Here is a 25617-nt window from a genome sequence, read left to right as displayed (position 1 = left end):
AATATTATGCCTTGGAATCCAGATATCTATAATAAGTTTAAAGACATCCGTTTCAAACCTTTTTTTGATCTATCCGAACTAATAGCTTCGGAAGCAACGATGAAAGCGGTGGATCTTGGATGTGGAACCGGAGAGCAAACAGCTATTTTAAGCGATAAATTTCCACAGGCTACATTCCTTGGAATAGATGCATCTCCAGAAATGTTATCGATGAGCCGTAAACTTGAACATGAACACCTAAAATTTGAAAATAGTAGTGTCGAAAAATTTCTGGAGACAACGGGTTCCTGGGATTTGATATTCAGTAATGCTGCATTGCAATGGCTGAATGGTCACCAACTGCTTTTTCCGCATCTCATTTCCAAATTGAGTAGCGGTGGGCAATTGGCCGTTCAGATGCCTTACCAGCCTGAAAATGTCTTAAATAAACTGCTATCTGAGCTTGCTGGTGAAGAACCTTACCGAAGCTATTTGGATGGTTGGAATAGGGCTTCATCGGTGCTAAGTATAGATGACTATGCACAGATTTTGTTTCATTCGGGCTTGGAGGAATTGGACCTCTCACTTCGTATCTACCCAATTATTGCCGCCGAAGCGGAAGTACTTTATGACTTTATTTCCGGATCGGCATTGATCCCTTATATTGAGCGACTGGACGAAGATAAACGACCTGTTTTTATTGAGGCTTTTAAGACACGTATTAAACAGCATTTTTCCAGATTCCCTGCGATATATCCATTTAAACGTATTTTGTTGTATGGGCGAAAGAGCTGAAATCGGGCGAGGATGTTCGTATTAAATGCTGATCAAATCGGACCAGATCGCTTTGGTCAGCGTAGCTAAATCGTTGGGATTTAATATCATTTGAAGGCCTCGTTTTCCTGCGCTCACAGAAATTTCTGTTTCCAATTGAGCTGCTTCCTCAATAAATGTTGGAAATAGTTTTTTCATGCCAATAGGTGAGCAGCCCCCACGGATATAGCCAGTTACAGCTAACAGCTCCTTCATGGGGAGCATTTCACAATTTTTATTACCTGATACTTTAGCGATCTTTTTTAAGTCAAGTTGGGCATTTCCGGGAATTACAGCAACGATGTAAGGATCTATATTTCCTTTCAATACTAAAGTTTTATAAAGTGTTTCAGGTAATAGACCCAAGGACAAGGCAACATTCTCCGCGCTGACGTCATGATCATCTACCTCATACTCTCTTAATTCATAGTTTACTTTTGCCGTATCCAACAAGCGGACTGCATTGGTTTTATGCGACATAATAAGCTTTTTTAAGATCTACGATTCGAAAAATAGTTTGTAATCTCTGTCAAGGAATATGTATTCAGACAATTTTTTGCTTCCAGACCACCTTTCTGTGCGACAAAAATACCATATTGCATGTCCAACAGCCCTTCCGTGCGATGCGCATCAGGGTTAATGGACAACAATACGCCCTTTTCCACAGCATAGCGATGCCATCTCCAATCTAAATCTAGCCTTAAAGGATTTGCATTAATTTCGATGACGACCTTATTCGCGGCGCAGGCATCAATTATTTTTTTAAAGTCGAGTGGATAGCCCGATCGACTTAATAAAAGGCGGCCTGTTGGATGCCCCAAAATTGTTGTATATGGGTTTTCAATTGCTTTAATCAATCTAGCAGTTGCTTTTTCCTCGTCCATCTTTAAGTTGGAGTGGACAGAGGCGACAACAAAGTCAAATTGTGCTAGTACCTCATCGGGGTAGTCCAGTGATCCGTCGCTTAGGATATCGGATTCTATTCCTTTAAAGATTTTAAAAGGGGCTAGTTTTTCATTTAAGCTGGCAATTTCTTTCCATTGATCTTCCAATCTTTCGATGGAAAGACCATTTGCATAAACTGCCGTTCTGGAGTGATCACATATTCCGAGATATGCGAGACTTAAAGCATCTTTACAATGAAGAGCCATTTGCTCCAAGGTATGAACGCCATCACTATAAGTTGAGTGGTTGTGCAGTGTCCCTTTGAGATCCTTAAATTGGATTAATTGAGGTAAAGTATGGTTCTGTGCGCGTTCAATTTCGTCGAGACCCTCGCGCAATTCAGGTTCAATATAATCAAGCCTTAAGTTACGATAGATAGCTTCTTCACTGGAAAGTGAAGGTAAGTCAGGAAGAATATTGAATAAAAGATCCAAATGTGCGGTCGATCCTGTACTGAGAATAAGGTCCCGATAAAAATCATTGATATTCGTACTGAAAACCTTGAAAGTAAAACCTAATTCATCGGTGATTTCCAGTGAATTCTCTGTTTTCTCCACCAATGTATAATCAGCGAGGAATTTCTCCACCGCTTCTATACTTTCGGAAATGAGTAGGTCCACTGTGCTTAACACCTCGCATTTTCTTCTAAAATCTCCGGTAAAGGATAGAAGAGATGCGGGGAAATGTGTTTTTAAAATAGCGTAAAATGTATCAGCTTGTGACAGTACTTTGGCGTATAGGAACCATCCCTGATTGGATATTGAGAATTCGATGGACTTCTTTATTTCTTCCTGCGTTTTTAAGCCAAATCCTTTGGCTTCAACCAGACGGTTTTCATTGCAGGCATACAGTAGTTCACCTACACTTTCAATCCCAAGGTCTTGCCAGATAATCTGAACCTTTTTTGGCCCCAGGCCCTTTATGGTTAACATTTCAACAACTCCTGATGGCGTATTCGCTAATAGGTCCTGGAGTTCCCTAAACGTTCCGGTTTGTGCGACCTCTTTCGCTTTTTCGGCGGTACTTTTTCCTATGCCCGGCTGTGCGCTCAATTCTTCAAGCGAGGCGTCATCAATGCGAAAGGGCAATTTATCCAATTTAAAAGATGCACTAGCCATAGCCTTTGTTCGGAATGGATTTTCGTTGTGAAGCTCCATTAATTGACTGCACAATTTAAAAATTTTAGAGATCGCTTTATTGTCCATCATCGTGGTGAGTTGTTAGGCTACAAATATCCTAAATTTTGAGCCAAAATACCAACGAAGTTGGCAATATAATCCCGTTAAATAATGTGAAAAAGCTGTTTTTTATTGGAATAGTAACCTGTTTTATTAAATTAACAACAAAGTGACAAATGAATGCTTATATAACCGGGCATTTTGGCTAAGTTTGCTGTTTTTGGGTATTGAAATCGATAGAGAATATTGTTTTTTTGAAGTATCCGATAACAATTTAGTGTGTATGATAGCAGATATAAGTGACAAAGAGGTCAGCGGCCTTTACAAAACAGGTATTATTCAGCAGACAGCCTATTGGTCCGCTGTGAAAAAGATGCAGGGGATAGCGTCTAAAGCGTTTAATTTTAAATCCAAACGTTCGGATCTTTATATAGGAGTTGAAGAAGATACTTACTTCGTGGGGGATCTGTTGATTATAATCCAGACGATAGATCACGAGCATAGCATAGCTTATGTACCGTATGGACCTGAAATTGAACCATCAGAAGAAAATCAAGGCCATTTTTTAGAGCAACTTTCCGAGAGTTTACGTGGGTATCTACCTCAAAACTGTATTATGATACGTTATGATCTGTCCTGGGAATCACATTGGGCGAAGGATGATGATTGTTATGACCTTTATGGAAATTGGTTGGGTGTTCCGGAAAAACGGATTCAGGAAATGCGTTTTAATTTTAATACGGAACATTGGAATTTTCATAAGGCAAATACGGATATTCTTCCTTCTAATACCATTTTTATGAACCTTAGAAAAGAGGAAGATCTCCTGTTGGCCAATATGAAATCAAAGACGCGTTACAATATTCATTTGGCTGAAAGGAAAGGCGTAAAGGTTCGTTCTCTTGGTTTAGAGAGTCTGGAGATCTGGTATGAGTTGTATCGGCAGACTGCGCTTCGCAATAATTTTTTCTTGCACGATATCAACTATTTCAAGATTGTACTATCTGCCAAGGCAAATGATACGTTGTCGCCAGCAGATGTTTATTTATTGGTTGCCGAGGTGGACAATCAACCTTTGGCTGCAATGTTTCTAGTAATTGCAGCAAATCGGGGAACCTATCTTTATGGTGCCTCCGCTTCCGAAAATCGCAATTATATGGCGACTTATGCTTTGCAATGGCGTGCGATGCAGGTTGCAAAGGAAAAGGGATGTACCGAATATGATTTCTTTGGTGTATCTCCCCAAGCTGACCCATCACATCCCCTATACGGACTTTATAGATTTAAAACTGGATTTGGAGGTGAAATCTATCATCGTATGGGGTGTTGGGATTATCCATTAAACAAAGAAAAGTATAGATATTACGCCTCCATGGAGTTTAAAAACCAAAGTTATCACTTGAGTTAAGCATTAAAATACTTCACCCAAAGTCAGTCTTACCCCACGGTGATTGGTGCTAACACCATAATCTATGCCGATGTTGGTGCCTGAATTTTTGTTGAATTTAATTCGGGCACCTGCACCTGTACCGATGTTCCAGTCTGCAAACATGCTGTTTTTGGGGCCGTTCACAGTCGTGAAATTCATAAAAGCAACAAAACCAAACAGCCCATTTCTGCTGATGTCACGACGATATTCTGTTTCCAGATAATACAACGATTTACCACGGAACCGACTTACGGGAAAACCTCTTCCAGAACTGTTGTAGGGATCCCAACCCAAATTGGGTAAATCAAGATAGGGCGCTTTACTATTGAAAACAGTCCAGAAAAAGCTACGCACAGCAATCATATTTTGCTTATTCGGATCCTGGGTCAAGCGATGATATCTCCTGATTTCGACGAATAGAGACTTCCAATTCTGATCACTTCCCATAAAAACCGGATTTACGCGAAATTGTAAATTGGCATAATTGCCGGACCAGGTATTAATAGAATTCGCGCGCGTATCATAAATGAGGTTGAGACTCAGCCCCGAAGAAACAGTATGATCTTTTAAATCCGTGCCATAGGGATAGGAGGTGTAGTCTGCAAGCGGAATATCACCGGTAGATTTGATATTCATCCGGTAATCCAGGTCATAACCAATTCCCATAAACAGTCCCCCATGTATTCTTTTCAGGGCGTGTTGATATAACCTAAAATAGCTATAGTCCAAATTGATCTGCTGGTCACCATGATATTCTTTTCCGATTCCCCAGGTTTCATGCGGGTATTTTAATAGTCTGATATCACCATCAATCACCCAGGTATTATCTTTTAGCCAGACATAGGAGCGGATGGGGAGTCCAAATCGCTTTCCAAAATTTGTATAGGGCGTGAAAGTGACTTTCGACATATAGGTACTCTTACGTTCACCTAGGTAGAATCCGGCTGTGGTACTTGTGATCAGCGCATGCCCACCTCCCGGAACGTTTGTTGAAAACGGCAAAAAAGAAAAGTAAAACTTTTTTCCCGTGCTATCGACCGACTGCGGTGGCTTTATTTTAAGGATTGCTTTTCCAATATCGATTAGGTCGCGCTGTTTACTTGTATCTGCAACATGTTTGGTAATCTCTATTTCATTGACCGGTCGTTGTGCGTATAATTTAGATTGGTGTATCACCAACGAAACCATCAAAAGGGTAAAAATAGTATAAGAAGTATGTCGTCTGTCGTAGTGTGCCATGAAAGCACGCAATCTAAGAGGAATTGGACAGAATTGCAATATTCTGTGCAATAAATTATTCTTTCTGTGGAGTTTTACCGATATGTCGGCAAAGCTGAATTTTTATTCACCTACAAAAACACGGCATTTACCGATTTTAATGTAATGTTAATCTAAATGTAATGGAATCAACACATGAGTTGTCTTAAATTTGAATCAGAAAATAAATGAAAAAAAAGCGCAACAAATTTAGGTTGCGTGCGACTATAGAATAAGAAAATATACTAATACATTATAAATAGAAAAGATATGAAAACTTTAGTAAAAACATTTGTGGCAGCAGCAATGATAGCAATCTCCACTTGCTCAATGGCTTCGATAAAACCGGAAGAACGTAATTTAATCACAGCTGATTTGGCTATTGATGAATACGTAGGTGCAATGACAGAAGGTCAAGTTGCGAACTTAGACAAATTATTTACCGTTGATTTTAGTCAAAAAATATGCGGTAAACAGGATTTAAATCATAGCCGTTCAGAGATGATTGAGTTCTTGAAAAAACAAAAAGGAATAAAAATGAATTGCAAAACGACAACGCAGATCGTTGAGGAATTGCCAGATTATGCCATTGCAAAAGTGACCATGGAATTTGATGGTTTCTCCAAGACTGATTTGATTACGCTTGTGAAGGAAAACGGCGCTTGGAAAATTTCTAAATCGGTCAATTCTTACAAATAGGAAATCATTGTCGCAAATTTAAATCATTCCGGGGGAAATGAAGCGGTCATAAAATAACAAAAGAGGCTACTTTTAAAGTAGCCTCTTTTGTTTGTGGAGCATATCAGATTCGAACTGATCACCTCTTCGCTGCCAGCGAAGCGCTCTAGCCAAATGAGCTAATGCCCCTTCTGTTTATTCTGCCGCTAAGATAATACCTTTTTTGTAAAAACAAAATTGCTTTTTTTATTTTTTTAAGCATTATTATTTATTGCTTCTCATTAAGCAATTCTTCGGTACGTTTTATCTGTTGATTATCTCTCCATGCATCATGTCCCGGGATAACCATTTTTACCTGTGGATATTTCGCTAACAATCTTGCCAATGCCGGCTTCCAGGCTTTGACATCACCATCACCGATAAAGCCTAAGTTTTTGGCTTCTGAACTTTTGATGAAGCAACCCCCATCAAGAATTTGATAGTCCGGAAACCAGACAACGACATTGTCCAACGAATGTCCCGCCCCAAAAAAGTTCAGAACGAAGGACTGACCACCGACCCTATAGGTTTTATTGATTTTAACGAGATGTGTAGCCTGCGCTTTATGATTTGCCTTAAGCAGATCGTTGGTCATTTTTGTCGCATAGGTTGGAATTCCCATATGATTATAATATGCAAAGCCTCCCGCACGGTCCTCGTGCCAATGTGTGGCATATACGGCAATGACAGGTAGCTGATGCTTTTGTTTGATACTGTCCAAAAGCGGTTGATATTGTGTCGAGTCCCAAGGCGTATCAAATAGAATAACACCTTTCTTGGTGATTAGATAGACCGCATTAGCGGCATATTTGTTACCCTCAAAGGTATTGTAAGTCGTATAAAGATATAGCTGTGAATTGATCTTTTCAATGGATAATGGTTTTTCCTGTGCGCGCAAAGATGGCAATACACAGCAAGAAAGACCGAGAAGTAGCGTGGCTACTTTGGCGGAGAAGAGCGAAATAGTATTTTTGAGCATAAGTAAATAAACGATTGTTCTGAACGAATATTGTTGTGTTGGACCAGTAAAATTCCTTTTTTCTAGCTACAATGATCTAACGAAATCTTCTCGATGTGGCGTGAAAGAATCTATCAATTCGCCTTCTTCAAGGCATTCGCAGCCATGGATTAAATCCGGGGAGATAATGCAGGAATCACCTACGCCTAAGATCTCATCTGTGCCATCAATGTGGTACCTGAACTTTCCGGCGCTGACATAAGATATTTGTGTATGGGGGTGTCGGTGTAAGGCACCGATCGCACCTTTTTGAAAACGTACTTTCATTAACATCAATTCATCGTTATAGACTAATATTTTACGTTGTACACCATCGCCTAGATCGGTCCAGCTCTGCGCTTTATCGTGTAGGAATATCTCACTCATTTTAATCACTTTTATTTAAAAAAATTAATCAACAAATCTCTATTGCCAATGATAGGAAATAAATATGACTTTTGTAGCTCAGCTTGAAAAGTTGTTGAGCGGCGTCTGTCGTTAAAGAGAAAATAACCTGATTTATCCGAGAAAAAGCGGATGACATCTAAAAACTGATCGGTAAAGTATTTGAAAAAACTGTTACTTTGTGTCTGATCAAAGCGAGTGTACTGATATGAATTATTTCGACGAACTTATTTCCCTATTAAACGAAGAACAGCAATATGATAAGATGCAGCATGAAGCATTATTGTTGCAAAGCAGTTTAAATGAAAGAAGAATGCAGGGGGTGACCTGGTTTCCTATTCAGATCACCGACAGTGAACTGGGACGAGGTGATTATCTGTCCGTTAGTTTAAAAAAAACAAATCACCTCGATGTTGATCATCGGTTCCGTTTTGGGATGCCTGTTTCTCTATTTTCAAACCATGACCCAAAGGTGGACAGAATAGATGGTGTTATATCTTCCGTTAATAAGGAAATTATGCGGATTTCATTTCGTATAGATGAACTTCCGGATTGGAGCAGAAGGGGAAAACTTGGTGTTGACTTATTGTTTGACGAACATTCATACCGCGAAATGGCCAATGCATTGCGACAGGCAAAGGAACTCGCTGCTGATCCAGGACGTGGTAAATTGATTAGAAAGCTTATCGGCGGAGAAGTGTTATGCACAGAAGAAAAAGAATCATTTTTTGAGCATCCGGACCTCAATGTCTGCCAGAATAAGGCTGTTCAGCTGGTCTTGGATACGACAGACATAGCACTTTTACATGGCCCTCCAGGGACGGGGAAAACGACAACATTGATAAAGGCGATAGCGACGTTATTAAAGAGCAATAACAGGCAGATACTCGTCGTAGCACCGAGCAATACTGCGGTTGATCTATTGACCGAGCGTTTGGATGCTGCGGGCATAGTCGTCACACGAATCGGTAATCCCGTTAAAGTATCTGAACATCTACAGGAGTTGACGCTTGATAGCAAAATAGATCGCCACGGCGCAAATAAGGATATAAAGTCTTTGCAAAAACAAGTTCGAACGTATACGGATATGGCTCAAAAATATAAACGTAATTTTGGCAAGGCCGAACGGGAGCAAAGGAAAGCATTGTTTGACGAGGCTTATAGAATTCGTAAAGATGTCGATAAGATTCAGGATTTTATCGTGACGGATATTCTCGATCGCTCTCAGGTAATAACGGCGACGCTGGTAGGGGCGAATCAAGATGTCATCCGAAGTCGTTCATATGAGACGGTTGTTATTGATGAGGCAGGTCAGGCGCTGGAGCCTGCTTGTTGGATTCCGATATTAAAGGCCGATAAATTGGTGTTGGCCGGAGATCATTGTCAGCTTTCGCCAACAGTGAAATCAAATAATGGTATGGACAATAAGCTTAGCCATACACTTTTTGAGAAGCTTGTCAATCTTTATCCCCAAGCAGTTTCGTTGCTCGATACCCAATATCGGATGAATGAACAGATCATGAATTATCCTTCCTCAGCTCTATATGGAGGTATGTTGAAGGCTGATCGTTCGGTGGCGCATTGGACAATAGCAAACGATTCGGAACCGATCGTATATATCGATACCGCTGGGGCGGGGTTTGAAGAAACCGAAAATGATGGAGCGATCTGTAATCTCGGGGAGGCCCGTTTTCTGAAATCTCATTTAAAGACAGCTATCGCAAGTTGGCGACAGTCTTCTTCCATCGAACAATGGCCTAGTGTTGGGATTATAGCACCTTATCGCAAGCAAGTGTCCATATTACGGGAAATGTTGGAGCAAGATGAAGAATTACAGCCGTACGCTGCTTTTATTAAAGTGCAAACCATTGATAGTTTTCAGGGACAGGAGAAAGATATTATTTATATCAGTTTGACGCGAAGCAATACCGAACAACAGATTGGATTTTTATCCGATGTGCGCCGGATGAATGTTGCCATGACAAGGGCTAAGAAAAAGTTGGTTGTCATTGGTGATAGCGCAACGATAGGGATTCACTCGTTTTACCAGCACTTTATTGCTTATGCAGAAAGTCTCGGCCACTACCATAGTGTTTGGGAATGGGATATTGCGGAGATGTAATAGAAAAGAGGGACTGTAGAAAAATTCTTTTCGCAGTCCCTCTCAATTTTTATAAAGAGGTGAAATTCATCCAGTCAGCCTTTTCGTCATAGTTCATGAGCGGCTCGGCATTATTGTTATTGGAGAGCTGACCGACCAACATGTACAGATCCATACTAACATGCTGACGGGCAATTTCTGTCATTTTATCATTAAAACCAGCATTATTGATTTGTAAGACATATTGGAAGCAAACGACACGGGCAATTATTTTTCCTAAGGTGACCATCTCGCGCTGTTTAGGTTGAAGCGGGAAGTCGAAATTTAAAATGGAGGAGAAAAACGGAGCCGCAAGTTCGGTTGCAGGATTTATTTTCAGGAATGAAAGTAGATTGTTCTCCTTGCTTTTGCGCATCAGTTTAGCAATCGCCTCCGCAACCTGCGAATAGAGCATCTCGTTTGAACCTTCAAAAATCTGGAAAGGTCTGCTATCGACTAAACCGCGTCCGGCAACATGATCCAGTCTATAGCCATTTGCGCCGGACAACTGTACGCAGATCTGTGCAGATTCGTGCATAAGATCTGTTACCAGCGCCTTGACGCTGTTGGCGTCTACACTGTGGCCTGAGAGATCATTCTGAATTGAACTGATCGAACTACTGTATGCACACATCGCCGAACATATCGTAAAAGCTGCCTGTAAACGGGACAATTGAAACTTCACAGCATCCAATTCATTTAAAGGAATTCCACTGACACGTCTTTCGGTACAATGTTTCATAGCCTCATCCAACATGCGCTTTATGAAGCCCATACCCATGCCCGGAAATTGAAGCCTGCTTCGATGCAAGGTGTCCAACATGAGTTTTATACCAGTGCTCTCCGGTGTTAAACGGTAATCTGCCGGTACTTTGATGTCTATCTTATTGATGCCGTAAGGAATGGCATATAGGCCAAGGCTATTATACTTTTTCAGTACTTCAATTTTCTGCTCTTCGATGGAATTGTCGGTCACAAAAAAATCTATATCCCGTACAAGCTCACCATTTTCATTTTTCTTTCGGGCAGTAACCAGCCAAAAGTCTGCAGCACCTGTCAAGCCTTGCCAATGTTTTTCTCCCTTGATATGATATTTATCTCCTGCTTGTTGGTAGGAGGTACGCATATTGAGGGCATCGCTTCCGTAAGCTTGCTCTGTGATCATCAATCCGCCCATGGCATTATTTTCTAAAAATTGATGGAATACTTTTTCCTGAAGTAAGGTATTACCGTATTTAGCAAAAGGCTCCAGGAATAAAGCGATATTGATACCGAAGATCAAAGACAGTGAAAGTGATTCATAAGACGCCGCCGCAAGCACTCCTAAACATTCTTTTACATGTAGGCCACGGCCTCCGTGATGCTCGGGAATAGCAACAGACAATGGTCTCATCGCCATAATTTCACTTAAGAACTGCGGCGGTAAACCGCGGGTTAAACTCAGGTTGTTGTAGTCGTACTCTGTATGGAATAAGTTTGATAATCTTTCTTTGAAGTTTCCGATAAATAAATCGAAATCTTGGGCCTTGTTCGTGTGTTCTAAAACGTTAGACATCGCTATATTAGTTAAATGATGAAACATTTGCAATAGTAGATGTATACGATAAAGCCTCAAAAGACAGCTATGAATTCTCCTACATCCCAATCGCTACACAAAAATAAACCATATCGTTGTGATTGGTCTGTCCACTTCTGTATAAAAGATAGGACAAATCGTGCATATTCAAAAAATATTAAGTTGCTTTGTTTCGATAAGAAGTGGGGGAAATTCCTACGATTTTTTTGAATAAACGGGAGAAATAAGAGGGATCAGAAAAATCTAGCTCATAACAGATGTCGGCAATGCTTTTATTTGATTCAAACAGAAGAAATTGACTATGCATGATAAGTACTTCTAAGATCAGTTCTTTAGAGGATTTTTTGAACACTGAAAATACACAGCGATTCAGGTAATTGGTCGACACTGCGAGCTTATCCGCATAAAAAGCAATATGCTTTTGTTTTTTGAAGTTTTTGTGCACAAGCTGTTTAAACATCATTGCAATTTCCTGTCTTCGGTTGAGCGCCTGATTTGAAGAAGATAGCTTAATAATCTTTAATAAAAGGGATTTTAGCAAACTTTCAAACAATTCTTTATAAGGCGACTCAGAAAGTAATTCGTTGTAAAGTAATTTGAAGAGTTCGTTAAGATCTGTACTATCTTCTGTAGATAGGTTAAGCAGAGGCGAAATATTAAAAATATTCAGAATCTCCTGTTCCCTAAATATGGAAGTCATGGCATTGTCATTGATCAGTACGCAATGTCCCTTTGCCGATTTGTCAACAGATTTGATCGTCGAAATATTGCCGTAATTGCTAATGAGAATCGCCGGTGCTTTTACGACATATTCTTTAGCTCCGATCTTGTGTTTAAAATAGCCTTCTGTTATATGTACCAAAAGGTTATATCCCAAAAAAATAGGAGGGGTGGGGAATTTGATATAAGGGGCAATTTCACTGAGCTGGAATATTTTAACTGGGGACTGCTGGTACCTCAGGTGTTCCAGACTACCAGTCATAAATCTATCTACAAACTCACCTGCGTTTACCTGCTTTTCCATTGTCCATTACCTTTGCTGTCAAAATCTATAAGCTTTTCATCTTCTTCCGTTATTACGAATTGTTGTAAACGGATATTGACTAATATCAGAAGAATATCCCAAAGTTAGCGGGATAAAATAGGATTATCAATATGAAAGGGTTGACTATCTTCGGAATTGGCTAGATATCGCTATAAAAGCAACCAAGAGATTATTCCAGAACTCCTTGCGAACAATGAAAAATACAATGGAGCATTTGTAAGTGCAAAATCCTGTATCTGGGTATGCCTGATTAAATGGGATTTGAAAAAATGGTGGTTTATCATTAGCTTTAATCTTTAGTAAAAGCTAAAAAAGTCTGTGTCTCAATGACTATTTTTATTGTAACCCAAAGAATTATGAAAATTGTATTTGTTTTTATCTTACTGTTTTTTTCGTTTAGGGCGATTCGCGCCCAAAACCAACTGGATTATTGTAATGATCGCATCCGTACCGGAGCAGAACAAACCGAGTGCTATATACCCTACCTCAAAGATAAACGGGTTGCAATTTTGGGCAATCCATCTACAGTCATCCAAAACAGGCACCTCGTAGACAGTCTGCTCAATAGGGGAATTAAAATCGTAAAAATATTTGGACCCGAACATGGGTTTCGCGGGAATTCCAGCAACGGAACGAAAGTCGGGGATGAAATAGACCCAGCAACCAAAATTCCGGTGATCTCGCTCTACGGAAATAAAAAGAAGCCTTCGAAAAATGATCTAAAAGATATTGATGTGTTCATCTTTGATGTACAGGATATGGGGGTAAGATTTTATACGAATATTAACACACTTCGCGACATTATGGAAGCCTGTGCCGAAAATGAGAAGGAACTTTTGATTTTAGATCGTCCGAATCCAAATGCGTATTTGGTCGATGGTCCTATCTTGGATACGAAATATAAATCGGGTATTGGTCAGTTTCCGGTTCCGATTGCTCACGGAATGACAATCGCTGAGTTTGCCCAGATGATTAACGGCGAGGGCTGGATGGCAACGACAAAAAAATGTAAGCTAAAGATCATACCCGTAGCAGGATATAATCATCAAATGTTATACAAGCTTCCGGTTAATCCTTCTCCAAATTTAAACACCGAACAGAGTATTCTCCTCTATCCGAGCACCTGCCTTTTTGAAGGTATAAAGATAAATCATGGAAGGGGGACGGATTATCCCTTTACAGTTTTTGGAAGTCCGGTTTATAAAGGTATATATCGCTTTTCGTTTACACCAGTGAGTAAAAAAGGAATGAGTGAAACTCCAGTTTTTATGGATGAAGAATGCTACGGCTTAGATCTGCGTGAATATGATTTGCAGAAGCTGGTGGACAGTAAGAAAATAAATCTTTCATGGATGCAGGAGCTCTATCGGAATTCTCCTGAAAAAGATAAATTCTTTGATCAGTCATTTTCCAAGCAGATTGGCAGTATAGAAAAATTGGTTGGTGTTGATTCCTTTCGGCGACAGATAGCAGAAGGTGTTTCGGAGGAAGAAATTCGAAAAAGCTGGGAGCCTGGATTAACGCGTTATAAGGAAATGAGAAAGAAGTATCTTATTTATCCCTAACCTATTTATCCATGCCGGAAGCTTTTGCTTGGAGTTGTATATTTACCTCTCAAATGTGATGCATGCCTACCGCGCGCTTATTGGAAATTACTGTTTAACCCTGAAAAATAAATGATGTTTGATCGAAGATATTGCTTTTGTTTTGTTGCGTTATTATCTGGTCTTATCGCAAACATGAGCGTGGCCTCCGGGCAGCAGCTAGGGCGAAGTGCGGACCGGCTTAATTATATTGCTGCTGCTGAAATTCGTTCACAGCCAACGGAAAAATGGAAATTTCAGACTCAAGGTCAACTATATGCTTCCCCTGTAGTTTTTAAAGATAAAGTGATTGTGGGTTCCTGTGATAGTAACCTCTATGCACTGGATAAAATAAATGGTAAAATAATATGGAAATATAAAACAGGTGGGGAAATCCGTTCGACAGTAGCTATTGATTCAGGCCTTTTGTATTTTGTATGCTCAGATGGTTTGCTATATGCTTTAAGCACCGAGACAGGGCAAAAACGCTGGACTTTTGCCACCAATGGCGAAAGAAAAAAGGATGCCTGGGATTATTTTCATTCCTCACCGACGATTAGTGAAGGGATTGTTTATTTTGGATCTGGAGATAACCATATTTATGCCATTAACGGTAAGACGGGTGAGCTTAGCTGGAAGTTTCCTACTGGCGGCATTGTCCATGCTTCACCGACACTGACCAAAGATCGGGTAATGATCGGAAGTTTTGATGGTTACTTTTATTGTTTGGAGAAAAACGGTAAGCTGCGTTGGAAGTTTAAAACCGTTGGTGAACGTTATTTTCCAAAAGGAGAAATTCAATTTCATGCCATTACCGCTGATAGCTCGGTCTATTTTGGCGCGAGGGATTTTAATGTATATGCATTGAATGTCAACGATGGAACGGGATATTGGATATACCACCAACCGGGGAGCTGGACGGGCGTGCCCAGCTTATCAGGAGAAAAGGTGATCGTAACGATGTCAGACTCCTACAGTATATTGGCTTTGGAAAAAATACATGGTACAAAACTGGCTGAACCGGCGGTGACCCTAAATACTTTTAGCAGCGCCGCCGTTGCCGGTTCGAATGCCTTTTTTGGCTCATTGGATGGGATCGTTTATAAGTTTGATGTTGCGAAAGGCACTACTATGCCCATTTTTCAGACAGAATCCAGTAAAAGAAATCGCCATCTATTTGTGGATGGAAAAGGAAAATTAAGGGCTGATTTGCAACGGAAATATGCAGATGATATCAATAGGTTATTTACCGACTATTTACAAATGGGCAGTATTTTTTCCACAATCTGGATAGAGCAGAGGACACTTTATTTTGGAGCTGCAGACGGTGCTGTTTATGCCATCGAATAATCGCCGTGTGATCGTATTTTGACGTTGATTTATTTTCTTAAAATTTTTTCCATAGATTTACCCTTCGCCAGTTCATCAACCAGTTTATCTAAATAACGAACTTTTTGGACAAGAGGATCTTCAATATTTTCGATACGATAGCCGCAAATAACGCCGGTAATCTTTGTTGCATTGATATTGAAACGGGGCGCCCGGTTGAAAAAATGTTCAAAGTCTGTTTTGTCGGCGATGAGCTGTTGTAAAGCCGGCATATCATAACCCGTTAGCCAAAATATAATTTCATCAACTTCTTCCTTTGTGCGGCCTTTTTTTTCTGCCTTTTGTATATAATGTGGATACACACTGGCAAATGACATGCGATATATTCTAGTATTGTCCATTTTTCTTTTAATGATCGTTGATGGTTTTTGCTAATTCACCGTTTTTTTGAGCATAGAGTTTCTTTAAAATATAATTTTTCCTGTTCTTTTATCAAAAGTAATAGTTTTGTTGGGGCTTCCATAAAAAAGTGTAATGCGAAGTGTTGTATCCGTTTCTGAATTGAAAATGATGTCTTTTGTGTTTCCTATTCTTATCACTGTCCCGTTATGATTTAATGCATTGTCGGCACAGCTAAAAACTTTTTTTTCAAATATTCCCTTTTTTTCAATTATTTCTAACCAAGGGGCGGATAAAACACTATACCCAACGATTTGGGCTCGATAATTTTCGTCTAAATCTTTTGTCATCCGCAGGCCGAAAGGAGACATGGACAATATCAGGGTATAAAAGGGTAGCATCATCGGCAGGATGCTACAAATTAATCCCAATATTAATCCAGACAACATAATCTTTGCCAGTATCTTTTTCCAGAAGATGACAATCACAAGTATACTCAGTCCTAGCCATGTCCAGAAAAGTAGGACGTCACTATAATAACCGATTAAACTTATCTTTTCCAGGTAGTAAGCGAGCATATCTATACTCAGTAATAACGTAATAATAATATATAGTAGCTGTATATTTCTTTTCATTATAGTGATTTGTCGTTTAAAACAGGTCTTCTTGTGTAGATTTTGTTCATATCGCTCCTATGCTTGATTCTATTATAACAGTAAATATAGTGAACGTTGGCGTAATATAGTTCTTTACCGTTAGATGTCTATCGGAAAGAATCTTTGATATTAATTGATAAAGATGATGTAATAATTTTTAAATTATAGTCCTATCTTTATAGGATACAAAATTGTCATAAAAAATGAGTTTGAGGTACAAACGTAATAGCATTCATATAAAAGAAGGGGAGCAGCGACGCATTCAGGATTTTCGGGTGCTTATTGGGGGCTGCGGTATTGGTAGTTATATCGCTGAGTGTTTGTTGCGCATGGGATTTGAAAATATGATCATCATTGACGGCGATATTGTCGAACTGACAAATCTTAATCGCCAGAACTATGTGGAGGCTGATATCGGGGTAAATAAGGCTATTGCTTTAAAAGACCGATTGATGGCCATTCATCCAGATGCAAAGATCAGGGCTTATCCCGAATTTCTTGATCCCAGCAATTTGTATAGCCTCGATTTGACCTGTGACGTAGCTATTAACGCCCTGGATTTCTCTTCAGATATTCCTTTTTTATTTGATGAATATATGGCACAAAAAAATATCGCTGTTGTTCATCCCTACAATTTGGGCTGGGCGGGTTTTTTAACTGTTATTACACCCGAAAGCCGTAATTTGCGGTCTTTGGATAAAGAGCACAATGCATTTGAGATAAATGTAGGGAAATATATTGTCGATAGGCTACAGGAAAAAAATATTGATACAAAGTGGCTGGAGAATTTTCTTTCGGAATATGGTAAAATCGCAGTGGAATCTCCACCGCCACAGTTGTCATTGGGTTTATATTTACTAGCCGGAATGGTTTGCCAGGTTGTGTTTAATATCGCAACGGATAAAGAGATTAGGGTGTTTCCCGAATCATATTACCTGTCTATATATGAGTAAAATAGCGTTTAATAATAGCAATAATTATCCTATTTTTGTATAATATCAACGTCTCTGGAAGGATCTAATCAACAAATCTATAATAAAGTATTTTTGAATTTCAACTACATGAACTGGACGCCCGAAAATTATTACTTTACCAAACTTAATAGTGACGAACTGCCTGAACTTATTCATTTTTATTTAGTTACAACGCAGGTACACTATAAATTAGATGAATATTCCGAACAAGATTATCAAATGGACTATGAGTCTTTGATCGGGGAGGATAGGGTCTTTTTTGATCAATCTATTTATTATGTTCTTCGCAGTCGGAAAGATAATGGGATCCATGCTTCAATTCGGATTACCTATTGGGATAAAGAAACCTGTTTGCCAATTCAAAAATTATTCGATATTAAAACCGAAGATCTGTTGATATCGGGTATTGATAATTTTTGGCACATTGGACGTTTTGTTATCTCTGGCAAAATTATTGGAAATCGGATTAATATTCTAAAAAAAATGCTTTTTGATGCTTTTTATGGTCCTTATAGCTTGGGTAGCGGTTTAATAATTGCTGAATGTGACCGAAAAGTAGTGAACACACTACGTAAGTTGGAAATTGAATCTTATCAACTGGGAGATCCGATCATTTACTTTTATTCTGAAACGCTGCCGATATACATTAGGTCACAGTGGCTGGAAGCCTTCATTCAAAAAAATACGCTTTCACAATTTAGCAATGGAAATGATATCGACATTCGGAAATTTATGGCGATGTCAAAAGATATGCTATTGGATTCTAAAAATAGTTTGTTGTGAAAAATCCGTTTAAAAGAGAGACAATTCGATTGCTAAAGCGGTAGCTTCGGTGATGCTCTTTACCTTTAACTTTGAAAATATCTGTTTTTTATGAAATTTAACGGTGTCAATAGAAACATAGAGCCTGTCTGCAATCTGATCCATTGTAAGCCCTTGTGCCGAAAAAATCAAGATATCCTTTTCTCGCGGTTTTAATTTTACACGCGGTGTTTCCACCCAGATATCTTTACCCAGATCATATTCAAATTGTCTTCCATCTTCATCTGATTTAAACCTGATGTTTCCGGCATTTGGATGTGATGATATAGAAACTAAGCAAAGTGCAATCCATGGATTTGCGTTGTTGTCTAAAAGTAAAGGTTTCAATTTGTGGTTTACCAATAATGGTTTGCTGCCGGGTTGCTTCAGATGAAAATCGTATGAGATGGAATACTTTAAACGCTCTTCGGCGGCTAATTTATCATAGAAATCAAAGCCAACATCATTTATTTTCTTTAATAAATGAAGATCATTTTCTGGAACATTACTTACATAATGACGATAGCCCTCTTTCATGACTTCCTTGGGGGAACTTCCGCATAAAAAAATGGGATTGTCAGAAACAAATAAAAAACTCTTTTTTGAGTAATCTATCAAATAGATGCTTTGATAAGTTAGTCGACTTAATGATCTTGCGAAATTAATAAATGCGTTTACGATCTCATAATCATCTTTGCTAAAGTTGTCTTTAACATGTATCGGCTTAAAAAAATCTTCAATTTTTATTTTCATAGTGTAAATCACAAAGATGATCTATTGTCGCTTCGAAATTTCCCATTAGACTAATATTATTTTTGCGCGTAAATTACAATAATAAGCTTTCAGTCTAAGGTAATTAACAAAAACAGGTTTTTCTTACCTTAAGTCTGTTTGGGACTTTGGGTAAAAGAGTATCTGATTTTTCTTGTTAAACTCTTGTAAAATAGTTGACTAATATTCTACACAAATGGGTAGAATATTAGTCAACATGATAAAATGTTGTATTTTACTTTGTATCTTTAATTTTGTCAAAGCAATTAATATGATATAAATATACTCTATTGGATTCAAATACCCAATGGTTGGCTTTGCTTTTAATGGAAATTTTTAATGCGATACCAAATCGTAACAAAATAACTCTAATTGTTTCAATCCTCTTCTTCTGATGCTAAATGATCATGCTATATTTTATGCTGTGGGCATTAAAAAGTATGATAACTACTTGATTGATCTCTTTTAATTAATTATTTCATGTATATACATTTTGTTTTTTTCTTGTTTGATATTATTGTTATTTATGGTAATATTGTATACTTTGTCTAATATTTTAGGTGTTTATTCTGTTTCTAAGTATTTTTTTAGTTGTTTTTTATGTGTATACAATGTTGTTTCTAGGATGATCTGCTTTATTGATAGATGGTTTTTATTTTTTTCATCTTCATTCTGATACAAGCAATAAGTAGAAACGAGTAACTGGCTGAACAAAAAGACTCGCATATTTTTTATTCTAAAATCCATCAATTATGAAAAAGTATTTTCCCATTACCATTCTCACGGGCTTGTTGTTGATCTCAGGGCGATTTGTTTTGGGGCAGGAGAATACTGTTTGGCAACTGGGGAACCCAGATGGCTCCAGTAAGGAATTCGCCTTGGCTCCCCATGATTATAAGGAATTTCTCGGACATGATTTTGGTTATGAGGATAAATACTTTATTGTCGGGCAGTCTTGGTTATCCCGGGATCTTCCCTATGTGTTGCCCGGACCTGCTAATGAATGGGGTGGAACAGGCGGAACTTCTGGTCTAAGAACCCACTTTTTGAATTTATACAGTGTCTTAAGTGGAAACGTTGAAAATGGGAAATGGGCCCTGGAGGTAAAATTAGCAAATAACGATCCCAAAAATAAACCAACCCTACAGATCGCAGTCAATGGTAAATCTTATAATTACGAACTGAAGAATGGGGACGGGCCTGTCGATCCGGTAGGTACAGGTTCGAAGCCCGGAGCTTCTACGATACGGATCGCGTTACCCGAGCATCTAATTTCGGAGGGATTTAACCAGGTTACGCTTACTGTAATAAAGGGAGGATGGGTTGAGTTTGACTCCTTTAAATTATTGGGACCTCAACAGGTGAAATTGCTAAGAGATTACACTTCCATAATCAAAAGGGTATGGCAATCGGATTTTGAACTGAAAAAAGGAAACGAGCGCATACAGTATATGCTCGTTGATCTCTTGAAATTGAAAGATGATGAGCGTATAAAAGTGTTGTTGGATGGAAAGAAAATCTATGATAAAACTCATGAGAAGGGCTTATCTCGGCTTGAGATTCCAATGCCTTATGTATCGAAAGAGGTACGAAGTAAATATGCGATATATATCAACGATAAACTAATTCAAACATCTTCTATAAAACGATCTCCCAAAAGATTGGGTGGGGTTTCGGATTATGTCAACACCATGATAGGGGCTGCGCATTCTAGATGGATGCTGGCACCTGGTCCATGGATGCCATTTGGAATGGTGAAGATCAGTCCGGATAACCAGAATATTGGTTGGCAGGCTGGTTATGAACCTTCAATAGAATCTATTGGAACATTTAGCCATATACACGAATGGACAATGGCTGGACTAGGGACATTTCCGACAGCAGGCCAATTGAAAACTAGTGTCGGAGACCAATATAGTACGCATTCAGGTTACCGTTCGGCAATAGATAAGGTAAGTGAACAGGCTCCATTGGGGTACTATTCCGTTCATTTACTTGACCAGGATATTAACGCAAAGCTAACCGCGGGTACACGATCCAGTTTTCAGCAATATACTTATCATAAATCGGATACCGGACGTGTGATGATTGATCTTAAAGTAAACGGGGAATATGATTATAAGATCAAAGATCTTTCCCTTAAAAAGGTCTCTGATTATAAGGTTATTGGCTACAGTAGCCAGTTGTCCGAAAATGTCTGGTCTACCGATGCAAAGCAAGATTATGTAGTCTATTTCGTCATGGAGTTTGATAAACCAATTATCAATTTCGGAACTTGGCATGACGGTAAAATAACAACTAAGTCTGATCTGGTTGCTGACAGTGCTCAATTTGCCGGTATGTATGTTGAATTTGATGTCCGCAAAGATAACGAGGTACAATTGCGGACCGGGATTTCCTATGTCAGTATCGCCAATGCTGCAGAAAATCTGAAAACAGAACTTTCAGATCCATTTGGATGGTCTTTTGAACGTGTGGTCGCCAACCAACGTCAGGTTTGGAATGAATTATTGGGGCGCCTGGAGATAAAGAGTAATGACTATTTGGAAAAAGAGAAGTTTTACACAAATATGTATCGAACCTTGGCTAGTCGTAATACATTTAGCGACGTCAATGGGCAATGGCGGTCTTCGGATGAAGAGATCAGAACGATGAAACATCCAGAAGATCTGGCCTTGGGCTGTGATGCTTTTTGGAATACATTCTGGAACTTAAATCAGTTTTGGAACTTGGTTACCCCAGAATGGTCAAATAAATGGGTGCGATCACAGTTAGCTATGTATGATGCCAATGGTTGGCTGGCAAAAGGACCGGCTGGGATGGAATATATTCCAGTGATGGTTGCTGAACATGAGATTCCTTTGATCGTGGGGGCATACCAGATGGGAATACGTGATTACGATGTCACAAAGGCATTTGAAGCGGTACAGAAAATGCAGACAACGAGTCCGCTGAAATTTGAAGGTGGCTTTGCTGGTAACCGGGATCTGGATGTTTATCTGAAGTATAAGTATGTGCCTTATGACCTGGGCCGTTTCTCAAATTCCCTGGAGTATAGTTTTGACGATTGGACTGTAGGACAATTTGCAAAATCCTTGGGAAAGGAAAAGGAATACAATTATTTTAATGATAGAGGTAGCTGGTGGAAGAATGCGATAGATGTTAGAAGTGGCTATGCGCGGATGAAAGATGCCAAGGGTGAATGGTATCAGGACTTTGATCCATTTAAATCTGGAGCCAATCATCATTATGTTGAAGGAAATGCATGGCAGTTGACATTCTTTGTACCTCAGGATATCCCAGCATTGGCTAAAATGATTGGTGAGGATGTGTTTCTAAAGCGTTTGGAATGGGGCTTCGGAGAAAGTGAAAAATGGCGGTATAATGGACCAAATGATCAATACTGGGATTATCCGGTTGTACAGGGAAATCAACAGTCTATGCATTTTGCTTATATTTTTAACTGGTTGAACAAACCATGGCTTACACAAAAATGGAGCCGGTCTATCGGTGAACGCTATTACGGACAGGGTATTTCTAACGCATACCTGGGAGATGAGGATCAAGGGCAGATGAGCGCTTGGTATATCATGAATGCCATAGGACTATTTCAGCTGGACGGAGGGACACGGACAAAACCAATTTACGAAATTGGTAGCCCGTCTTTTGAAGAAATTAGAATTAAGCTGGGACGGCAATATGGGCGCGGAGATCAATTCACTATTAAAGCTAAAAATGCAAGCAAAAAGAATATGTATGTGCAGCGCGCAACTCTAAACGGTAAACCGCTGCAGACATTCTATTTTGACGCTTCGGAATTGCTAAAAGGAGGTGAACTAGTTTTGGAAATGGGGGATAAGCCGAATATGCAATGGGGCTTGTCACATTAATCATGTATCACTGAGATGGGCTTTAATGGGAGATTATATCTTCAGATTGTAGCTTTCTGCAACCAACGGCACCGATTGTTAAAGTTTGGTTAAACATAGAAGAACTGGATAACAAAGCTCGGGGAATGGCGTTATCAATGTAGTTTTCATAATTTAGGTTAATAATTGGTTAGTTAGTAAAAATCCTGAAGTTCCCCGCTTCAGGATTTTTTTGTTGCATGATCTTTCTCCTTGAATCTAATCCGCATTAGCGTCTGTGTTTTGATCATATTACTATCCTTAAGCTAACTAGGAGCTTGATGAATTCGAATCTATTTTTACTCTTGCTAAATCCTATTAACATTTGTAAAATGATAGATATAAGTTTAGCGGATATTTGTAAATCTTTGGTATTATCTGTAGTATTGTGACCACACTAAAAAATGTGCAATCTGCTGTTTATTGTATCAGAAAAAAGTAGATTGTCTTTATCAAGATGATATGATCAAGTTTATCCGTTATTTTCTTTTGGGATTATTTGTTTGGGAGCAAGCGTCTGCGCAAAAACTGCCAACAGACTATGTGAATCCTTTTATTGGTACCAGTAACTACGGCACGACCAATCCCGGTGCTCAGGTACCCCATGGTTTAATGAATGTGTCTCCCTTTAATGTGATGGGATCATCACTTAATGCCTTCGATAAGGATGCACGTTGGTGGTCTACACCTTACGAACATAGCAATAGCTATTTCACCGGTTTTTCACATGTCAATCTAAGTGGTGTAGGTTGTCCTGATATGGGAAGTTTGTTACTGATGCCAACTGCCGGAAAACTAGAAGTTGACTACCATCAGTATGGAAGTACTTATACACAGGAAGAGGCCCATCCGGGTTATTATAGCAATGTGTTAAAAAAATACGGTATCAAAACCGAAACATCTGCAACTGCTCGTGTGGGATTATCTAAATTTACTTTCCCTAAAGGGCAGGCTAATATTCTGCTTAATTTAGGTGAGGGACTGACGAATGAAACCGGTGCCACAGTTCGTTATGTCAGTGATACGGAACTTGAAGGTTCGAAATTATTGGGTTCATTCTGTTATACCAATAATCAGGCTGTATATCCTATTTTCTTCGTGATGCGCGTGAATAAAAAGCCTACAAAGAAAGGATACTGGAAATTTCAGCGTGCGGGCGAAAAATGGGAAAACGACTGGAACAAGGATGCTGGTAAATACAAAATTTTTACCAACTATACGAACCAATTATCTGGAGATGACCTTGGCGCGTTCTTAAGCTTCGATGTCCAGGAAAATGAAAGTGTGGAGGTTCAGTTGGCCGTGTCTTTCGTGAGTGTTGAAAATGCCCGAAAGAATCTGGAAGCCGAGCAACCTAGTTTTGGATTTGAGCGGGTCAGGACACAAGCTTCATCTCTGTGGAATAATGAATTATCAAGAATTCAGGTTGAAGGAGGTACTGAAGATCAAAAAACGGTATTTTATACGGCTATGTATCATGCCATGATTCATCCAAATATTTTACAGGATGTGAATGGCGAATATCCGGCTATGGAAAATAGAAAGACCCTTGTCGCAAATCATAATCGTTACACCGTATTCTCTTTATGGGATACGTACAGAAATGTACAGCCGCTCATGTCGCTGGTCTATCCAGATAAACAGGTAGGAATGATTCGTTCCATGATTGACATTTATAAAGAAAATGGATGGATGCCTAAGTGGGAACTTTATAGCCGTGAAAGCTATACCATGGACGGTGATCCAGCAGTACCTGTGATCGTAGATGCCTGGATGAAAGGCATTCGGGACTATGATATAAATACGGCTTATGAGGCTTTTTTGAAGTCGGCGACAACAACGGATTCGACGAATCGAATCCGTCCGGACAATGCCGATTATGTCAAGTACGGTTATGTTCCTCTTCGCGATTCTTTTGATAATTCAGTTTCTCATGCGATTGAGTACTATGTTGCTGATTGGAATTTAGCGCAGTTGGCCAACTCGTTGGGAAAAACTAAAGATGCACAAACTTTTAGTAAGAGAGCACAGGGGTACAAACATTACTATTCTCCAGAATATGGAACCTTTAGACCTATTCTTCCCAATGGATCGTTTTTGACGCCTTTCAATCCATTGATGGGGGCTAATTTTGAGCCTAACCATGGTTTTCATGAAGGGAATGCCTGGAATTATAGCTTTGCGATACCATTTGACATCCCTGGTTTAGTCCAATTGATGGGCGGTAAGAAGAAATTTGTGAACAGATTGCAGGCCACCTTTGATAAGGGGTATTTTGATGTGACCAACGAACCTGACATGCTTTATCCACATGTTTTTTCGGAGATAAAAGGCGAAGAATGGCGTACACAAAAATTGGTTAAGCAGATTTTGGATAAGCATTTTACGAATAGCCCGAGCGGGATACCAGGCAATGATGATACAGGAACAATGTCGACTTGGGCATTAATGAATATGATAGGGATTTACCCTTTTTGTCCCGGCAGACCAGATTATACGATCGTTACTCCGGTATTTGATAAAGTAACTATTCAGCTTGATAAAAAGTATTACCCTAAGTCTGATCGTGTGACCATTAGACGCCAAAAAGAGGGCAATGGAGAATTCATCAAAAAAATTATCGTCGATGGAAAGCCACTAGGAGGTTTTAAGATAAGCCATCAAGTTTTGGTCAGTAGCAAAAATATACTGATTGTTACCGGAGACAGATAAACC

The 25617-nt window shown here is 39.2% G+C and carries 20 protein-coding genes and 1 tRNA gene; 10 read left to right on the top strand and 11 right to left on the bottom strand.

The window, feature by feature from the left end; translation table 11 throughout:
* The first annotated feature begins 6 nt into the window (after nucleotides 1–6).
* Nucleotides 7–774, top strand: coding sequence for a methyltransferase domain-containing protein (locus ABTV71_RS19875; protein WP_433900811.1), 768 nt, complete (start codon nucleotides 7–9; stop codon nucleotides 772–774).
* Nucleotides 775–795: 21 nt separating this feature from the next.
* Here the strand turns inward: ABTV71_RS19875 and ybaK are convergent, their stop codons facing one another.
* Together ybaK and ABTV71_RS19865 are read right to left on the bottom strand one after the other, a co-directional pair.
* Nucleotides 796–1272 (bottom strand): Cys-tRNA(Pro) deacylase, encoded by a 477-nt coding sequence (gene ybaK, locus ABTV71_RS19870; protein WP_433900810.1) that lies wholly within the window; start codon nucleotides 1270–1272, stop codon nucleotides 796–798.
* An 11-nt stretch (nucleotides 1273–1283) separates the two neighbouring features.
* The gene (locus ABTV71_RS19865) at nucleotides 1284–2942 is read right to left on the bottom strand and encodes a helix-hairpin-helix domain-containing protein (protein WP_433903723.1); all 1659 of its coding nucleotides are present in this window, start codon (nucleotides 2940–2942) and stop codon (nucleotides 1284–1286) included.
* A 256-nt stretch (nucleotides 2943–3198) separates the two neighbouring features.
* Here ABTV71_RS19865 and ABTV71_RS19860 point away from each other — a divergent pair, with 256 nt between their 5' ends.
* Nucleotides 3199–4323 (top strand): lipid II:glycine glycyltransferase FemX, encoded by a 1125-nt coding sequence (locus tag ABTV71_RS19860; protein WP_433900809.1) that lies wholly within the window; start codon nucleotides 3199–3201, stop codon nucleotides 4321–4323.
* A gap of 3 nt (nucleotides 4324–4326) precedes the next feature.
* Here ABTV71_RS19860 and ABTV71_RS19855 read toward each other — a convergent pair whose 3' ends face one another.
* A complete protein-coding gene (locus ABTV71_RS19855; protein ID WP_433900808.1) occupies nucleotides 4327–5583 on the bottom strand; it encodes a hypothetical protein in 1257 nt (418 codons plus the stop codon).
* Nucleotides 5584–5871: 288 nt separating this feature from the next.
* On the opposite strand from ABTV71_RS19855, the gene ABTV71_RS19850 reads away from it, so the two are divergent.
* On the top strand, nucleotides 5872–6300 hold the full coding sequence (locus ABTV71_RS19850; protein WP_121123914.1) for a nuclear transport factor 2 family protein: 429 nt from the start codon (nucleotides 5872–5874) through the stop codon (nucleotides 6298–6300).
* Nucleotides 6301–6394: 94 nt separating this feature from the next.
* On the opposite strand, the gene ABTV71_RS19845 is transcribed toward ABTV71_RS19850, so the two are convergent.
* The 3 genes from ABTV71_RS19845 to ABTV71_RS19835 form a co-directional block, all read right to left on the bottom strand.
* Nucleotides 6395–6468 (bottom strand) — tRNA-Ala (locus tag ABTV71_RS19845).
* A 79-nt stretch (nucleotides 6469–6547) separates the two neighbouring features.
* Entirely contained in the window at nucleotides 6548–7297 is a 750-nt protein-coding gene (gene bla / locus ABTV71_RS19840) for a BlaB/IND/MUS family subclass B1 metallo-beta-lactamase (protein WP_433900807.1), read from the bottom strand.
* Nucleotides 7298–7363: 66 nt separating this feature from the next.
* Nucleotides 7364–7702: a cupin domain-containing protein gene (locus tag ABTV71_RS19835; RefSeq protein WP_183078665.1), complete on the bottom strand. Its 339-nt coding sequence runs from the start codon at nucleotides 7700–7702 to the stop codon at nucleotides 7364–7366.
* 226 nt (nucleotides 7703–7928) lie between these two features.
* Here ABTV71_RS19835 and ABTV71_RS19830 point away from each other — a divergent pair, with 226 nt between their 5' ends.
* Nucleotides 7929–9842 carry an AAA domain-containing protein gene (locus ABTV71_RS19830; protein ID WP_433900806.1) on the top strand — a complete coding sequence of 638 codons (1914 nt, stop codon included), beginning with the start codon at nucleotides 7929–7931 and terminating at the stop codon, nucleotides 9840–9842.
* A 49-nt stretch (nucleotides 9843–9891) separates the two neighbouring features.
* Here ABTV71_RS19830 and ABTV71_RS19825 read toward each other — a convergent pair whose 3' ends face one another.
* A complete protein-coding gene (locus tag ABTV71_RS19825) occupies nucleotides 9892–11415 on the bottom strand; it encodes an acyl-CoA dehydrogenase family protein (RefSeq protein WP_433900805.1) in 1524 nt (507 codons plus the stop codon).
* A gap of 178 nt (nucleotides 11416–11593) precedes the next feature.
* Complete coding sequence (locus tag ABTV71_RS19820; protein WP_433900804.1) at nucleotides 11594–12460, bottom strand: helix-turn-helix domain-containing protein; 867 nt, start codon at nucleotides 12458–12460, stop codon at nucleotides 11594–11596.
* 377 nt (nucleotides 12461–12837) lie between these two features.
* Here ABTV71_RS19820 and ABTV71_RS19815 point away from each other — a divergent pair, with 377 nt between their 5' ends.
* Both ABTV71_RS19815 and ABTV71_RS19810 read left to right on the top strand, forming a co-directional pair.
* Nucleotides 12838–14046, top strand: a complete 1209-nt coding sequence (locus ABTV71_RS19815; RefSeq protein ID WP_433900803.1) for an exo-beta-N-acetylmuramidase NamZ family protein — start codon at nucleotides 12838–12840, stop codon at nucleotides 14044–14046.
* A gap of 111 nt (nucleotides 14047–14157) precedes the next feature.
* Nucleotides 14158–15414, top strand: a complete 1257-nt coding sequence (locus ABTV71_RS19810) for a PQQ-binding-like beta-propeller repeat protein (RefSeq protein WP_121123900.1) — start codon at nucleotides 14158–14160, stop codon at nucleotides 15412–15414.
* 29 nt (nucleotides 15415–15443) lie between these two features.
* On the opposite strand, the gene ABTV71_RS19805 is transcribed toward ABTV71_RS19810, so the two are convergent.
* Both ABTV71_RS19805 and ABTV71_RS19800 read right to left on the bottom strand, forming a co-directional pair.
* Nucleotides 15444–15794, bottom strand: a complete 351-nt coding sequence (locus ABTV71_RS19805) for a DUF2200 domain-containing protein (protein WP_121123898.1) — start codon at nucleotides 15792–15794, stop codon at nucleotides 15444–15446.
* A 63-nt stretch (nucleotides 15795–15857) separates the two neighbouring features.
* Nucleotides 15858–16427 carry a hypothetical protein gene (locus ABTV71_RS19800; RefSeq protein ID WP_433900802.1) on the bottom strand — a complete coding sequence of 190 codons (570 nt, stop codon included), beginning with the start codon at nucleotides 16425–16427 and terminating at the stop codon, nucleotides 15858–15860.
* A gap of 224 nt (nucleotides 16428–16651) precedes the next feature.
* On the opposite strand from ABTV71_RS19800, the gene ABTV71_RS19795 reads away from it, so the two are divergent.
* Together ABTV71_RS19795 and ABTV71_RS19790 are read left to right on the top strand one after the other, a co-directional pair.
* On the top strand, nucleotides 16652–17401 hold the full coding sequence (locus ABTV71_RS19795; RefSeq protein WP_433900801.1) for a HesA/MoeB/ThiF family protein: 750 nt from the start codon (nucleotides 16652–16654) through the stop codon (nucleotides 17399–17401).
* A 93-nt stretch (nucleotides 17402–17494) separates the two neighbouring features.
* On the top strand, nucleotides 17495–18205 hold the full coding sequence (locus ABTV71_RS19790; RefSeq protein ID WP_433900800.1) for a hypothetical protein: 711 nt from the start codon (nucleotides 17495–17497) through the stop codon (nucleotides 18203–18205).
* Nucleotides 18206–18214: 9 nt separating this feature from the next.
* Here ABTV71_RS19790 and ABTV71_RS19785 read toward each other — a convergent pair whose 3' ends face one another.
* On the bottom strand, nucleotides 18215–18976 hold the full coding sequence (locus ABTV71_RS19785; protein ID WP_121123890.1) for a response regulator transcription factor: 762 nt from the start codon (nucleotides 18974–18976) through the stop codon (nucleotides 18215–18217).
* 770 nt (nucleotides 18977–19746) lie between these two features.
* Between ABTV71_RS19785 and ABTV71_RS19780 the strand changes: the two genes are divergently transcribed.
* Both ABTV71_RS19780 and ABTV71_RS19775 read left to right on the top strand, forming a co-directional pair.
* A complete protein-coding gene (locus ABTV71_RS19780; RefSeq protein ID WP_433900799.1) occupies nucleotides 19747–22884 on the top strand; it encodes a GH92 family glycosyl hydrolase in 3138 nt (1045 codons plus the stop codon).
* Between the two features lie 480 nt (nucleotides 22885–23364).
* On the top strand, nucleotides 23365–25614 hold the full coding sequence (locus tag ABTV71_RS19775) for a GH92 family glycosyl hydrolase (RefSeq protein WP_433900798.1): 2250 nt from the start codon (nucleotides 23365–23367) through the stop codon (nucleotides 25612–25614).
* The last annotated feature ends 3 nt before the right edge of the window (nucleotides 25615–25617 follow it).

The organism is Sphingobacterium puteale, from assembly GCF_050986225.1.
Taxonomy (GTDB): domain Bacteria; phylum Bacteroidota; class Bacteroidia; order Sphingobacteriales; family Sphingobacteriaceae; genus Sphingobacterium; species Sphingobacterium puteale.
This window is presented reverse-complemented; position numbering and strand designations above follow the sequence as displayed.